Annotated in this window: 12 protein-coding genes; all 12 read right to left on the bottom strand. The window is 61.3% G+C overall.

The window, feature by feature from the left end; genetic code table 11:
* Nucleotides 1-35 precede the first annotated feature (35 nt).
* The 12 genes from PQR62_RS09195 to leuS all read right to left on the bottom strand — a co-directional run bounded on the left by PQR62_RS09195 (nucleotide 36) and on the right by leuS (nucleotide 14,208).
* Entirely contained in the window at nucleotides 36-1,472 is a 1,437-nt protein-coding gene (locus PQR62_RS09195) for a 4-hydroxyphenylacetate 3-hydroxylase family protein (protein ID WP_408157097.1), read from the bottom strand.
* 4 nt (nucleotides 1,473-1,476) lie between these two features.
* Nucleotides 1,477-2,598 (bottom strand): M20 family metallopeptidase, encoded by a 1,122-nt coding sequence (locus PQR62_RS09190; RefSeq protein ID WP_408157095.1) that lies wholly within the window; start codon nucleotides 2,596-2,598, stop codon nucleotides 1,477-1,479.
* Between the two features lie 678 nt (nucleotides 2,599-3,276).
* Nucleotides 3,277-4,179 (bottom strand): LysR family transcriptional regulator, encoded by a 903-nt coding sequence (locus PQR62_RS09185; protein WP_408157873.1) that lies wholly within the window; start codon nucleotides 4,177-4,179, stop codon nucleotides 3,277-3,279.
* Between the two features lie 134 nt (nucleotides 4,180-4,313).
* Complete coding sequence (locus tag PQR62_RS09180) at nucleotides 4,314-5,144, bottom strand: dioxygenase family protein (RefSeq protein WP_408157093.1); 831 nt, start codon at nucleotides 5,142-5,144, stop codon at nucleotides 4,314-4,316.
* A gap of 109 nt (nucleotides 5,145-5,253) precedes the next feature.
* Nucleotides 5,254-5,670, bottom strand: coding sequence for a DoxX family protein (locus PQR62_RS09175; RefSeq protein WP_408157092.1), 417 nt, complete (start codon nucleotides 5,668-5,670; stop codon nucleotides 5,254-5,256).
* A 302-nt stretch (nucleotides 5,671-5,972) separates the two neighbouring features.
* Nucleotides 5,973-7,217, bottom strand: coding sequence for a THUMP domain-containing class I SAM-dependent RNA methyltransferase (locus PQR62_RS09170; RefSeq protein ID WP_408157090.1), 1,245 nt, complete (start codon nucleotides 7,215-7,217; stop codon nucleotides 5,973-5,975).
* Nucleotides 7,218-7,380: 163 nt separating this feature from the next.
* The gene (locus PQR62_RS09165) at nucleotides 7,381-7,986 is read right to left on the bottom strand and encodes a 2-hydroxychromene-2-carboxylate isomerase (protein WP_408157088.1); all 606 of its coding nucleotides are present in this window, start codon (nucleotides 7,984-7,986) and stop codon (nucleotides 7,381-7,383) included.
* Nucleotides 7,987-8,031: 45 nt separating this feature from the next.
* The gene (locus tag PQR62_RS09160) at nucleotides 8,032-8,451 is read right to left on the bottom strand and encodes a CopD family protein (protein ID WP_408157087.1); all 420 of its coding nucleotides are present in this window, start codon (nucleotides 8,449-8,451) and stop codon (nucleotides 8,032-8,034) included.
* 70 nt (nucleotides 8,452-8,521) lie between these two features.
* Nucleotides 8,522-9,790, bottom strand: a complete 1,269-nt coding sequence (locus PQR62_RS09155; RefSeq protein WP_408157085.1) for a glutamate-5-semialdehyde dehydrogenase — start codon at nucleotides 9,788-9,790, stop codon at nucleotides 8,522-8,524.
* A gap of 144 nt (nucleotides 9,791-9,934) precedes the next feature.
* Nucleotides 9,935-10,954, bottom strand: a complete 1,020-nt coding sequence (gene holA, locus PQR62_RS09150) for a DNA polymerase III subunit delta (RefSeq protein WP_408157083.1) — start codon at nucleotides 10,952-10,954, stop codon at nucleotides 9,935-9,937.
* A gap of 32 nt (nucleotides 10,955-10,986) precedes the next feature.
* Nucleotides 10,987-11,526: an LPS-assembly lipoprotein LptE gene (locus PQR62_RS09145; protein WP_408157081.1), complete on the bottom strand. Its 540-nt coding sequence runs from the start codon at nucleotides 11,524-11,526 to the stop codon at nucleotides 10,987-10,989.
* Between the two features lie 36 nt (nucleotides 11,527-11,562).
* A complete protein-coding gene (gene leuS / locus PQR62_RS09140; protein ID WP_408157080.1) occupies nucleotides 11,563-14,208 on the bottom strand; it encodes a leucine--tRNA ligase in 2,646 nt (881 codons plus the stop codon).
* Nucleotides 14,209-14,409: the final 201 nt, after the last annotated feature.

Raw genomic sequence — 14,409 nt, 5'->3', positions numbered from 1 at the left:
GCAATGGATTCAGCGGATTCAATGGATCACGGACTTCAGGCGGCGACGCCGGCCAGACGCGCGGCACGCTGCAGCGAGCCCTGACGATCGAAGCTGTTGTAGAGCGACATGGCCTGCACCATCGGCGGGCTTTCGGCGAACATCGCGTACGCGCACATGCGGCCGGCGAAGCTGCTGGCGGTGAGCTCGTTCACCAGGTTGAGCACCTTGAGGCGGTCTTCGGCGGTGGTGCTGCCGATGCGGAAATATTTCTGCACGTCCGGGCCGGTCAGGGGGCTGCGCAGCGAGCGCTCGTCGGGTTGCATGACCGCAGTACCGCCTGCCAGATCGCGCAGGATCTGCACCATTTCATAGAAATTGGAAGAAGCGTAAACACGCCCCGCGTTCTGGATGCTCAGGTTGGGCATGATCATGCCGCTCTCGCTGACCTGATGTTCCGACTCGGAAGCAAAGATGAAGGCGCGGATGGTTTCGCGGTAGCCCATGAGGACGGCGATCTTTTCGCGGATCGAGGGAATTGCGCCCAGCCGCGTGTGCTCGGTTACCAGCAGCGCCGCGCCGACCAGGGTATCCGCCTTGGCATAGGCGCGGTTGAGGAAGCCCTGGGCCGCCCAGTTGTGCAGGTCTTGGCGGATCAATGCAGCCAGTTCCGGCTTGCGCGAAAAGATGACGTTTTCCCATGGCACGAAGACGTCGTCGAAAACGATCAGGGTATCCAGCTCGTCGAACTGCGACGAGAGCGGTTTATCGAAACCGTTGGGGCTGTCGAAGTGTGGCGCACGGCAGATGTGGCGCAGGTTGGGCGAATTCAGCGGCACGATGCAGGCCACTGCATAGTCGGTGTTTTCCGGCACCCAGGAACCGACGGTCGGCTTGACGAAAGCCGCGTGCGCATAGCAGGCGCCGGTCTCGAATTTGGCGCCGCGGATGATGATGCCGTCCTCGCGTTCTTCGACCACGCGGGTGTACATGTCAGGGTCGTCCTGCTGGTAGGGTTGCTTGCTGCGGTCGCCCTTGGGGTCGGTATTGCCCGAGGTCAGGAACCAGTTGCTGACCTGCAGTTTCTTGAGCCAGCGCACCGCGTTTTCGTAGTAGCGCGTGTCGTACTTGTCGAGCAGCGCCTTGCGATCCTTCATCACGAACAGCGGGGTCACAGTCTCGTCGCCGAAGCGGTCGATCACCGGGCTGACTTCATTGAGAATGGCGGCCGTCATCTCGCGGCGATTGCGCAGGTCTTCGATGGTTTCCGGCAGCTTGTAGACGCGGCTGGCGATTTCGCCATCTTCGTTGACGTAGCCGAACACGTCCTTGTAGCGTTCGTCGTGCTGCAGATCGTAGAGCGCTGCCATGGCATCGACCATGGGCTTGATGGCCGGATGCGTGGTGACGTCTTCGACCAGTTCGCCGTTGACGAAGACCTGGCGGCCGTCTTTGAGGGATGCGCGATATTGCTTGCCGGTGAGTAGTGCCATGGTGTCAGTGACCTTGAGAAAGAAGTGAAGGAAGTTGCCGGATCAGGCCGCACAGCAGCGCCGCGCGATCGACCAGGCTTTGAAGTTCGATGATTTCCTGGCGGCTGCAGATGTCATGGCAGACCGGGCCCAGTCCGTCCAGGGTGGGAATTCCGAGGGCGGCGGTGAAGTTGCCGTCCGAACCGCCGCCGGCCGGCGGCGCCTCGAAGATCGGCAGCGAGAGTTCGCCGGCCACCGACTGCGCCAGCGCCACCAGCGCGCGGTTGCGTTCGCCGGTGAATGCCGGCCGCGTGAGGCGGCCGCTCAGTTCGACCTGCACGCGTTCGTCGCGCGAATCGGCCGCAATGCGTTCGATGGCGGCGTGCAAAGTGGCTGCCTGCGCATCGGTGCGGGCGCGCAGATCAATATCCATGCGCGCTTCGCCCGGCACCACCTGGCGGGCGGTGCCGCCTTGCAGTACGCCGACATTGACGATGGCGCCGTTGTCGGGGTCCGAGAGGCCGTCCAGCTCGACCACCTTGCCGGCCAGTTCGCGCAGCGCGCTGGCGCCCTTGGCGTAATTGCTGGCGCAATGCGCGCTGCAACCGTGGGCTTTCATGAAGAAGGCGCCCAGCGCGCCGCGTGCGCTCACCACGCCGCCGCCGGGGCGACCCGGTTCCAGCACCAGCACTACGTCTGCATCGCGCGCCTGTGCTTCGATCACGGGGCGGCTGTTGGCGCTGCCCAGTTCTTCGTCGGGCACCAGGATCAGGCGTATGGATTCCAGTCCGTTAAAACCATCGGCAATGAGGGCGCGCAGCGCGAACAGCGCCATCACCAGTCCACCCTTCATGTCGCCGACGCCGGGGCCGGTGGCGCGCTCTGCATCCAGGCGCGTGTATGGCCACTCGGCCACGGTGCCGGCCGGCCAGACCGTATCGCTATGGCCCAGAATCACCAGCCGGCCCTGGCCGCCCATGCGCAGCGTTGCCGTCACCAGATCGGCGCGCTCGGGCACCGGCAGGCGCTTGATGGAAAAGCCGATGTCGGCCAGCAGGCCGGATAGCCTTGTGCTGATGCGGGTGACGCCCGCGACGTCATAAGAGCCGCTGTCGATATTGACCAGCTCTTCGAGCAGGGCCAGCATGGCTGGCAACTGGGTTTGAAGGGCTTGCTGCAAGACAGGGGAGTCGCTTGCAGGCTGCACAGAAGAAGAGTTCGGGCTCATCAATGATCTTTTGTCCACTTTGTTACGGCGTTATCTGCACGCCTTCATCTCTCGGAAAATGATTGCCGTTGCATGATTTGTTGCATGCAATAAAGGATATAAAGCAATAGGCATGCCACCATGTTTTTTTAAGCTTGTGTGTGGATGGGAATTTGAGTAATTTATTTATTAAAATGAATGGGTTAAGTCTATTTTCAATCTGATGAAAAGCTATATTTTTTGCGGATGCTGGTGACAAAAATAGAGATTTTTATGCACCAGAATGTCTTTTTTTTGGATGGAAGTGGTGCGTATTTGATGCTGAAATTCAGCGGGCAGATATCGCAGAGACGGCGGATCAGGCCGATTCAAGATGTTGATCTGACATCGTCGAAAGATTCCACCGTGCTCGTGCCTTGCTATTGGGGGAGCGTGCCGATGGACTACTCATCGGAAGCGGCGAGCAGGGTATTGAATCGGCGTGAGGGGGCTGGCCTGGCAGGGTGCCGTGGCGCACGGGGTTTGTCGCTCTGCGTGATGCAAAGGAGGAAAGTTTGGGGGCGCTGCCGGCTTTTGCGGCGAGGCCTTGCTCAACCGGCTGCGGTCCTCATGCCGGTGTCAGGTTTCGGCCCAGCGCACCTGTTGAAACGCTTCCGCCAGGAAGTCGATCATGGCGCGCACCTTGGCAGGCAAGTGCGTGCGGCTGGGATAGACGGCATAGATGCCGAGTTCGCTGGTGACGTATTCCGGCATCAGCGCGATCAGTGAGCCGTTGCGCAGATGCTGATCGACCATGAAGGTGGGCTGGCGCGTGATACCGATGCCGGCCACCGCGGCCGCCACGCAACTGTCGCCATTGTTGATGTGCATACGCGACGTCACCTTGACGTTGACCGGGCCGTCCGGGCCCATGAAATGCCAGTCGTCCTTGCTGGCCGAATAGGTGTAGCCGATGGTGGTGTGCTGCGCCAGATCGTGCGGATGGGTGGGCCTGCCGTGTTTCTCCAGATAAGCCGGCGAGGCGCAGACCTGCACGCTGGTAGCGGCCAGCTTGCGGTGCACCAGCGTGGAGTCGGACAGGCGCGCGATACGGATCGCCATGTCGAATCCCTCGTCGATGATGTCGACGATGCGATCCGATAGCGTGACGTCGAGATTCACGCCTTCATAGCGCTGCATGAACATCGGCCACAAGGGCGCCAGATGCAGCACCCCGAAAGTCTGCGGGGCGTTGATGCGCAGCAGGCCGCTGGGCTTACTGGCGCCGAGGCTGAGCATTTCATCGGCTTCTTCCAGCGCCGCCACGATCTGCTTGCAGCGTTCCAGATAAAGACTGCCGGCTTCAGTCAGCGACAGGCGGCGCGTGGTCCGCTGCATCAGGCGTGAGCCGAGACGGGCTTCCAGCTCAAGGATGGTGCGCGAGACCGCCGCCTTGGAAATACCGAGCTCGTCGGCCGCTTTGACGAAGCTGCCCATTTCGGCCACGGCGATGAAGCATTCGATTTCGCGCAGTTTGTTCAAATTATCCATCCCTGATGTGAAAGCGCGCCGCCGTCGGATTCCAGGCAGAACATCGACGGCGGCGCTCAGTGTATTGCAGCACTATGCGCGATGCCCGCGCGCCGCGTGCTGATGCACATCAAGCCAGATTGTGCTCAGGCAGCGGCCGGCAATTTTGCCAGCAAATCGGCTTGAGAGCCGAAGGCGAAGGCGTCCATGCGGAGGCTATGATACGTCGAACCGCTGTCCAGATGCACGAAGCGCTTCCAGTCGTCGGCTGCGCCCATGGCAAAGAACAGGCTCAGCAAATGCTCGTCGGTCGGATGCGTGCGCACCGCATGCGGGGCCAGGCTGCGATAGGCCAGCAGGCTTTCCAGATCGCCGCTTTGCAAGTGATCCAGGAACCAGTGCAAAAACTCCAGCGTATGCGGCGCCACCGGGCCGGTCGGATCGCTGCGCTGCAGTTCGCGCAGATTGTGCGTGAAGCTGCCGGAGCCGATCAGCAGAATGCCCTCGCGCGCCAGCGGCGCCAGCAGACGACCTATCTGATAGTGATAGGCGGGCGGCTGATGCGGCTGCAGCGATAACTGCACCACCGGCACATCGGCGTGCGGATACAGATAGCGCAGCGGTACCCAGGCGCCATGGTCCAGTCCCCAGCTGCCGTCGGTGCCGGCATCGACACCGCCGTCGCGCAGAATACGCGCCACGTGCTCGGCCAGCGGCGGCGAGCCGGCGGCCGGGTAATCGAGTTCATACAAGGGCTGCGGGAAGCCGCCGAAGTCGTGAATCACGCGTTGCTTCTGCAGATTGCCGACGCGCGCGCTCACGGTTTCCCAGTGCGGCGACACCATCAGAATGGCTTTCGGTTTGGGCAATGCCGCGCCGATGGCGCTCAGGATAGCCCCGGTCTTGCCGGGCTCCAGCGCCAGCATGGGCGAGCCGTGGGAGACGAACAGCGAGGGCAGGGTGAATTGTGCGGACATGGTTTCCTCCGATAGAACAGAGCAGGAAAATCAGAAAAGGGAGCGGGCCCGTTAGGCCCTGCTGTGGCAATCATTGCCGTGACGGCCGATTGCTCAGGGCGCACCGGACTTATTTGTTCAGCGGCTCGCGCTTCAGGGCATAGGCGCCGTCGCCCAGCAGGAACACTGCGATCAGGGCCACGATCCACAGCGCCAGATATTCCCAGCCGCCGTGCGGATTGGTGAAGCCGAAACCGGCCTTGCCATGCACCAGCACGATGGCGCCGGCCAGGTCGAGCGCCAGCGGAATCGCCAGATAGCGGCCATAGTAGCCCAGTACCAGCGCGATGCCGCCGACCACTTCCAGCGCGATGATCGGATAGGCCAGGATGCCGGGTACGCCCAGCGACGAGAAGAAGGCCACGGTGCCGGCCGGGGTGAAGATGAAAATCTTCACGCAGGCGTGCACCAGAAAGAAAATGCCCATGGTGACGCGCAGCAGAAAGGCGGCGTAGTCGGCTTTGGTATTGGCGGTGACGGTAGTCATGTGGTTTCCCCGGACAGGTGTGGTTCATATAAGCCTGAGCGGAAAGACTCCGATCCGGCTGCAGTGATGACACTGTAGGGAAAAAATGCGAGCAGATAAATCAGGGGAGGCAGGACAGATTGTTTTGAAAAAATTGACAATGGCCGATTTTGATAAGCGGCAAGGGTAGTGGCTTGCCGGTTTCAAAGCGTCGGGCGCAACGCACAAATAAAAATGCCGCTCAGTGATGAACTGAACGGCATTGGTACTAAAAACGCAGCCTTGTTCAGGCTTCATTCATCCTCGCCAGTCTGCCTATCTCTTCACTCGCCTGCAGCCGGCTTCGGCTTGGCTTCTTCGCGCCGGTTGTAACCGGCCACCATGTCGAAACGGAACAGACGGCACTCCAGCGCGCCGTTGAAGAACGGCGTCTTGCGCGCCTCTTTCAGACGCATCAGCTTGGGCAAGCCGAGATCGCCAGAGAACAGGAACACGCTCCAGCCCGCGAAACGCTGCTTGAGCGTGGTGCTGAAGGCGGCAAAGAAGGCTTCGAACAGTTCTTCGGTCGGCAGCGCGCGGTCGCCGCGCACGCCGATCCGTTCGCCATACGGTGGATTGGTCAGGATGATGCCGACCATGGGCTGGCCGTCGGCATCCAGCGGCGGTTTGATTTCCTGCGCTTCGATTTGCTTGAGCGGCACGTCGAACTGGATGCCGGCATTGATCAGATTCTGGCGCGTGATTTCCACCATGTCGCCCGAGATATCGCTGCCGAAAATGGTCGGCGTGGTCGGGAAGGGATTGGGCTTGAAATTGCCCTTGATCGACAGCCAGGTGCCGGCGTCGAAATTGCCGAACTTCTCGAACGCAAAACGGCGACGTGCGCCCGGTGGCACGCCGGCCACGATCTGCGCTGCTTCGGCCAGGATGGTGCCGGAGCCGCACATCGGATCGAACAGCGGCACGCCCGGTTTCCAGCCGCTGACGCGCAGCAGGCCGGCCGCCAGATTTTCACGCAGTGGCGCATCGCCGGTTTCATCGCGCCAGCCGCGCTTGAACAGCGCCTCGCCCGAGGTATCCAGATACAGCGTGAAATTGTGTGCATCGAGAAAACCGGTGATGCGCATGTCCGGCGTCTTGGTGTTGACGGAAGGGCGCAGGTTCATCAGGTCGCGGAAGCGGTCGCAGATGGCGTCCTTGATTTTCAGGGTGGTGAATTCCAGGCTGCGCAGCGGCGACTTCACCGCCGTCACATCGACGCGGATGGTGTGCGAGACCTTGAACCAGTCTTCCCAGGCTTGCGCCAGCGTCAGATCGTAAATGTCGTTTTCGTTCTTGTAGGCGCCGTGCGCCATGCGCATCAGCACGCGGCTGGCGATGCGCGAGTGCAGATTGAGCTGATACGCGGCCTGCATGGTGCCGGAACAGTGCACGCCGCCGGGCACCTGGTTGTGTACTTTCAGCGCCGCTTCCGGGCCGGCATGCACGGCGATTTCATTGAGCTCTTCGGCCAGTGCGCTTTCGAGGCCGCGCGGGCAGGGGCAGAAATAAGAATAGGGTGTGGTCATGGGGGTACCTTTTATCCGTGGTGAATCTGATGTCCTTGGTGGACGGTGAAAAGCTTGCTGATGTTACAGATGTTGCCGATCTCACTGATGCTGCTGATATTGCAGATATTGCCGCTGTGCAGCCGTCGGCTGGCACAGCCCTTTTTATTCTTGCTTACTACGCTTACGCTGCGGCAAATGCCCGCTCAAGAAAGTCGAGCCGGTCCTGGCCCCAGTAGCCTTCGCCCTCAAACACAAACCAGGGCGCGCCGAACACGCTGGCGGCGTTGGCTTCTTCGGTGAAGCGATCGAACTCGGCCTGCACGCTGGCGGTCTCGGAGGACTTCAGCAGGGCAGCGCCGTCGTGCTCCAGCGTATTGGCGATGGCAATCAGGGTCGCGGTGTCGGCGATATTCTTTTCCTCGGCCCAGACCCCGCTCATGATGGCGCCGGTCAGCGCCAGCGCCGCACTGGTGCCGTGCGTGAGCTGAGTGGCGATGATCAGACGTGCTGCAGCGTCGCTCTGCACCGGGAAATAGGTCGGCTGCAAATTCAGCGGCAGTTCCAGATAGTCGCGCCAGCGCGCCAGTTCCTTGAGGCGATAGGCTTGACGTTGCGGTGCGCGCTTGGCCAGCGGCAGGCCGCCGGAGACGCCGAAGATCTTGCTCAGATCGAAAGGCTTGAGCAGGATTTGCACCCCGTATTTTTCGGCCAGCGCCACGAAGCGAGCGTGGCCCAGATAGGCGTAAGGCGAATGCGGCGCGAAGAAGTATTCACAGACCTTGCTCATGGATGGCTCCGGGTTGGCTAAAGTAGTTGAAAACCTGCTGCAGGTTCAGAAGGGTTTGACGACGACCAGAATGACGATGATCAACAGCAAAATGACCGGCACTTCATTGAACCAGCGAAACCATTTATGGCTGCGCGTATTTTTGCCGAGTTCAAATTTCTTGAGCAGTGAACCGCAGGCGTGGTGATAACCGATCACCAGCAGCACCAAGAACAGTTTGGCATGCAGCCAGCCGTTGCCCGGGCCGCGGCCGAAGCCATAGGTCAGCAGCCAGGCGCCGAAGGCCAGCGCCGGAAACGCCAGCAGCGTGGTGAAGCGATACAGGCGGCGCGCCATGCCGAGCAGGCGCTCGCGGCTGACGGTTTCGCTTTCCTGCGCCAGATTCACGAAAATGCGCGGCAGATAGAACAGCCCGGCGAACCACGAGGTGACGAAGACGATATGCAGCGCTTTGATCCAGAGCATGGGCTTCCTTTGGCAATACTTCAGCTATTTCTGTGTGGCGAGCGGCAGTGAAACGCAGGGACGGGCGGGCTTACTGCCTGACCTGACCCTGACCCAGCACGACGTACTTGAGCGAGGTCAGGCCTTCCAGACCGACCGGGCCGCGCGCGTGCAGCTTGTCGTTGGAAATGCCGATCTCGGCGCCCAGTCCGTATTCGAAACCGTCGGCAAAACGCGTCGAGGCATTCACCATCACCGAAGCTGAATCCACTTCGCGCAGGAAGCGCATGGCGCGCGTGTAGTCTTCCGTGATGATGCTGTCGGTGTGTTGCGAGGAATAGCGATTGATATGTTCGATCGCTTCATCCACATCGGCCACCACCTTCACCGCCAGAATTGGCGCCAGGTACTCGGTGCTCCAGTCTTCTTCGGTCGCCACGGCCAGTTGCGGATAGTCGGCCAGAATCGCGTGGCTTTCCTCGTCGCAGCGCAGCTCGACTTCCTTGACGCGATACAGTTCGGCCAGCGGCGGCAGAATCTGCGGCGCGACCGCGCGCGCCACCAGCAAAGTTTCCATGGTGTTGCAGGTGCCGTAACGATGGCACTTGGCATTGAAGGCCACATCCAGCGCCTTGCGGCTGTCGGCCTTGTCGTCGATGTAGACGTGGCAGATGCCGTCCAGGTGCTTGATCATCGGCACCTTGGCCTCCTTGATCAGGCGCTCGATCAGGCCCTTGCCGCCGCGCGGCACGATCACGTCGACGTATTCGGTCATGGTGATCAGTGCGCCGACGGCGGCGCGGTCGGTGGTCTCCACGACTTGCACTGCATCTTCCGGCAGACCGGCTTCGGCCAGACCTTGCTTGACCAGTCTGGCCAGCGCCTGATTGCAGTTGATCGCTTCCGAACCGCCGCGCAGGATGGTGGCGTTGCCGCTCTTGATGCACAGGCCGGCGGCGTCCACCGTCACATTGGGACGGGCTTCGTAGATGATGCCGATCACGCCCAGCGGCACACGCATCTGGCCGACCTGAATACCGGTCGGGCGATATTTCATGTTGCTGATTTCACCGATCGGGTCCGACAGCGAGACGATCTGCTCCAGACCTTCGGCCATGGTGGCGATGGCCTTGTCGGACAGCGTCAGGCGATCCAGCATGGCTTCGGTCAGACCGTTGGCGCGCGCCGCGTCCAGATCCTGCTGGTTGGCGGCGCGCAGAATGTCTGCGTCGCGCCGGATGGCGGCCGCGATCAGCGACAGCGCCAGATTCTTGGCGGCGCTGTCGGCCTTGGCCATGGCACGCGAGGCCTGGCGCGCGCGCTGGCCGACTTCATTCATGTAGTGTTCGATGTTGTCCATGTTTCGATTCCCTTCTGGCGGCATGGCCTGAGGCCGGTGCCGGATAGTGCAGCTTTGCTGGTGTTGTTGATTACCTGGTGGTGCGATGTCGTTGCCTGTGAGAACTGCCGCGTGACGGGAGCCTGACGATTCAGCTCTGCTGCCTCAGGCTCCGCGCGCCAGCTTCAGTCCGAGTTGCGACAAGGCATCCCAGGCATCGCCGGCGAATGCCTTGGCGCGCAATCCCTTGACCATCTTGTCGATCTGCGCGGCTTCCTGCAATGCGGCCTGCAAGGCGGGCAGACTGATGCGGCGCAAGGCCGGTTCCATCAGTTTTTCGCGCGGGCCCCAGATGCGGTATTCCTTGAGCAGCGCACCGACCGGGCGTCCCTGCGCGGCGCCCGATTTCAGCTTGAGCAGCGTGCGGATTTCTTCGGTCAGCGCCCACAGCACCAGCGGCAGCGCTTCGCCTTCGCCTTTCAGGCCGCTCATCATGCGCGTCAGCCGGGCGACATCGCCCGAGAGCATGGCTTCGTTGAGCTTGAAGACATCGTAGCGCGCGACGTTGAGCACGGCGTCGTGCACCTGTTCGAACGACAGCTTGCCGGGCGGGTGCAGCAGGCCCAGCTTTTGAATTTCCTGATGCGCGGCCAGCAGATTGCCTTCCACGCGGTCGGCGATGAAATCCAGGCACTGGCGGTCGGCGCTCTGCTGCTGCGCGGTCAGGCGATTGCCGATCCAGGCCGGCAACTGTGCGCGCTCGACCAGCGGAATGTCGATATACACCGCCGCCTGCTGCAAGGCGCCGACCCAGGCCGCCTTTTGCGTGGCCCAGTCCAGCTTGGGCAGGCTGATGATGGTCATGTTGTCGGGGCTCAGATTGGCGGCGTATTCCTGCAGCGCCTGGCCGCCATCCTTGCCGGGTTTGCCGGTGGGGATGCGCAACTCGATCAGTTTCTTGTCGCCGAACAGCGATTGCGACTGATTCGCTGCCAGCAACTCGCCCCATTTGAAACTGCGCTCCACCACCAGCACGTCGCGCTCGGTAAAACCTTGCGTGCGTGCCGTCTTGCGTATCTTGTCCGCCGCCTCGAGCGCGAGCAGATGCTCGTCGCTGGCGATCACATACAGTGGCGCCAGCGATTTGTTGAGATGCGCATCGAGTGCGTCGAGACGGAGTTGCATGGTGGCTGAGGTCGGTTTCTGAGTTGGCTGGCTTATTCCATCGACGCAGCGTCGTCGGTCTTGGGCTTGCTGGCCGACAGACGGCGCAGGATCTGTTGCACCAGATCGCTCTGCATGTCGCGGTACAGCAGCGCTTCCTCAGCCTGCTTCGCCAGTTCCTGATTTTCGTCATAAGTGATGACGCGGCGCAGGGTGACATTGGTCGGCGGGATAATGATCACGCCCTTGTTGTCCTTGACCACGAAGCTGAAGCGCTGGAACAGCGCATATTCACGCACGCGGCCGTTGGTGTTGAGGGTCAGGATCTGACGATCACGCGTGTCGCTGAGCACCTGCATCACGGCCTCGGCCGACTTGGCGTCATCCACCACCTGTACGCCGCTGGCCTGGATGTTGCGCTTGAGTTCCACGCCCAGTGTCGAGCCCGGCGAGAAGCCCAGGTTGATTGACTTGAACGGCAGATTGGCCGGGCCGCGCATGTGGAAGCCGCAGGCGCTCAGCAGGAGCGCCGCCGCCAGCATCAGCAGCCACTGGCGACCGTGAACGATACGTTGTTGAAGAGATGTGTGCATTCTGTGCATTGCAGGTTCCGCTTCGATATCAGGAGGTCAGACGACGATGTTGATCAGCTTGCCGGGCACAACAATGACTTTCTTCGGCGCGCCGGTCAGGAATTTCTGCACGCTTTCGTTGGCCAGCGCGAGCGCTTCTATGCTGGCCTTGTCGGCGTCCTTGGCGACCGTCACGCTGCCGCGCAGCTTGCCGTTGACCTGCACCATCATTTCGATTTCGCTTTGCTCCAGCGCAGCGTTGTCGACCTGCGGCCAGTCGGCGTCGAGGATGTCGCCCTGCTTGGCGGCATAGCCCAGCTCCTGCCACAGCACGTGCGTGATGTGCGGCGTGATCGGATTGAGCACGCGCAGGAAAACCGAGAAACTCTCGGCCAGTACCGCATTGGCGGCCGGGCTGTCGTCCAGCTTGGCTGCTTCCAGCGTGTTGAGCATCTTCATGCAGGCCGACACCACGGTGTTGTACTGGATACGCTTGAGGTCGTTGTCGGCCTGTTGCAGGATCTTGTGCACTTCGCGGCGCAGCGTCTTCAGCTTGTCGTCCAGTTGCGCCGCATCCAGCGCGCCGGCGCCGCCAATGCGCGCCGCATGGTTGAAGCCGAAGGCCCAGACCCGGCGCAGGAAACGGTTGGCGCCTTCAACGCCGGTGCCCGACCATTCCAGTGTCTGCTCCGGCGGCGAGGCGAACATGGTGAACAGGCGCGCGGTATCGGCGCCGTACTGATCGATCTGCGCCTGCGGGTCGATGCCGTTGTTCTTCGACTTCGACATCTTCTCGGTACCGCCGATCTGCACCGGCTGACCATCGCTCTTCAGGATCGCTGAAACCGGACGGCCCTTGTCGTCGAAGCTCAGTTCGACATCCGCCGGATTGATCCAGATCTTCTTGCCGTTGGATTCTTCGCGATAGTAGGTTTCGTTGAGCACCATGCCCTGCGTCAGCAGGTTGGTGAAGGGCTCGTCGAATTTCACCAGGCCGAAGTCGCGCATGACCTTGGTCCAGAAGCGCGCGTACAGCAGATGCAGCACGGCGTGTTCGATACCGCCGATGTACTGGTCCATCGGCATCCAGTAGTCGTTGCGGGCATCGACCATCGCCTCATTGCTTTGCGGCGAGGTATAGCGCATGTAGTACCAGGACGAATCGACGAAGGTGTCCATGGTGTCGGTTTCGCGACGCGCCGGCTTGCCGCAGCTTGGGCAATCGACCTTCAGGAATTTTTCATGCTTGTTGAGCGGATTGCCGCTGCCGTCCGGCACGCAATCTTCCGGCAGGACCACGGGCAAATCTTTTTCCGGCACCGGCACGTCGCCGCAATCGGCGCAGTGGATGATAGGAATCGGCGTGCCCCAGTAGCGCTGGCGCGAGATGCCCCAGTCGCGCAGGCGATAGGTGATCTTCTTTTCACCCAGACCCTTGGCCGACAGATCGGCGGCGACCGCATCGACGGCGCCGGCATAGTCCAGATGGTCGTACTTGCCGGAATCGATGGTCTTGCCGCTTTCCTTGTCGCCGTACCATTCTTCCCAGGCGTCGGTGGAGTAGGTCTTGCCTTCCAGCGCGACCACTTGCCTGATCGCCAGATTGTATTTCTTGGCGAACGCAAAATCGCGCTCGTCATGCGCCGGCACGCCCATCACGGCGCCGTCGCCGTAGGTGATCAGCACGTAATTGCCGACCCACACTTCCACTTGCGCGCCGGTCAGCGGATGGGTGACGAACAGGCCGGTCGGCATGCCCTTCTTTTCCATCGTGGCCATGTCGGCTTCGATCACGCTGCCTTTTTTGCATTCGGCGATGAAGTCTTGCAGCGCAGGATTGTTCTTTGCGGCATAAGTCGCCAGCGCATGCTCCGGCGCCACGGCGCAGAAGGTCACGCCCATCACGGTGTCGGCGCGGGTGGTGAAGACCCACAACTGACCGTCATTGATCAGCTTGCCGTCGTCCTTGATCTCATGCGGGAAAGCGAAGCGCACGCCGGTCGACTTGCCGATCCAGTTGGCCTGCATCAGGCGCACGCGCTCGGGCCAGCCCGGCAGCTTGGTTTCTACGTGCTCCAGCAGCTCTTCGGCGTAGTCGGTGATCTTGGCGTAGTACATCGGGATTTCGCGCTTCTCGATCAGCGCGCCGGAACGCCAGCCGCGGCCGTCGATAACCTGCTCGTTGGCCAGCACGGTCTGATCGATCGGGTCCCAGTTCACGGTGCCGGTCTTCTTGTAGATGATGCCTTTTTCCAGCATCTTCAGGAACATCCACTGATTCCATTTGTAGTACTCGGGCGTGCAGGCGGTCATCTCGCGCGACCAGTCGATCGCCAGACCCATGGCCTGCATCTGCTTCTTCATGTACTCGATGTTCGAGTAAGTCCATTGCGCCGGCGGCACGCCGTTGGCCATCGCCGCATTTTCGGCCGGCATGCCGAAGGCGTCCCAGCCCATCGGCATCAGCACGTTGAAGCCGCTCATGCGCAGATAGCGGTACATCACGTCGTTGATCGTGTAATTACGCACGTGGCCCATGTGCAGCTTGCCGGACGGATAGGGCAGCATGGAGCAGGCATAGAACTTCTGCTTGTCCTTGCCGTTCTTGTCTTTGGCGTGTTCGACGGCCTTGTAGGCGTCGATCGCGGTCCAGTGTTGTTGCGCGGATTGTTCTACTTCGGCTGGGCTGTATTTATCTTGCATGACGGGCTGAAACCGGTGGGAGATCGAAACCCAGCATTATACCGGCTCTTATAGCGGCTCATGCGCCTGCAGGCCCAGTAAGTCGCCGATTGCTGCGGTGCTCACGGACAACCGCGATGGATTCCGGCGCTTATTCTCTTCAGGCGAGAAGAAATCAAGTAAGCGTTGCCCGGCAGAGGCGGATTACGGGCTTGATGTAAA

This window comes from Herbaspirillum lusitanum, assembly GCF_046025995.1.
Classification (GTDB): Bacteria; Pseudomonadota; Gammaproteobacteria; order Burkholderiales; family Burkholderiaceae_D; genus Herbaspirillum; species Herbaspirillum lusitanum_A.
The sequence above is the reverse complement of the archived record's forward strand: the minus strand, read 5'-3'. Positions and strand labels throughout refer to the sequence as shown.

Coding starts and splice junctions, on each gene's coding strand:
- PQR62_RS09195 (WP_408157097.1), bottom strand. CDS start 1,472: ATGGCACTACTCACCGGCAAGCAATATCGCGCATCCCTCAAAGACGGC.
- PQR62_RS09190 (WP_408157095.1), bottom strand. CDS start 2,598: ATGCTGGCCCTGCTCGAAGAGCTGGTCAATATCGACAGCGGCTCTTAT.
- PQR62_RS09180 (WP_408157093.1), bottom strand. CDS start 5,144: ATGTCCGCACAATTCACCCTGCCCTCGCTGTTCGTCTCCCACGGCTCG.
- PQR62_RS09175 (WP_408157092.1), bottom strand. CDS start 5,670: ATGACTACCGTCACCGCCAATACCAAAGCCGACTACGCCGCCTTTCTG.
- PQR62_RS09170 (WP_408157090.1), bottom strand. CDS start 7,217: ATGACCACACCCTATTCTTATTTCTGCCCCTGCCCGCGCGGCCTCGAA.
- PQR62_RS09165 (WP_408157088.1), bottom strand. CDS start 7,986: ATGAGCAAGGTCTGTGAATACTTCTTCGCGCCGCATTCGCCTTACGCC.
- PQR62_RS09160 (WP_408157087.1), bottom strand. CDS start 8,451: ATGCTCTGGATCAAAGCGCTGCATATCGTCTTCGTCACCTCGTGGTTC.
- PQR62_RS09155 (WP_408157085.1), bottom strand. CDS start 9,790: ATGGACAACATCGAACACTACATGAATGAAGTCGGCCAGCGCGCGCGC.
- holA (WP_408157083.1), bottom strand. CDS start 10,954: ATGCAACTCCGTCTCGACGCACTCGATGCGCATCTCAACAAATCGCTG.
- PQR62_RS09145 (WP_408157081.1), bottom strand. CDS start 11,526: ATGCACACATCTCTTCAACAACGTATCGTTCACGGTCGCCAGTGGCTG.
- leuS (WP_408157080.1), bottom strand. CDS start 14,208: ATGCAAGATAAATACAGCCCAGCCGAAGTAGAACAATCCGCGCAACAA.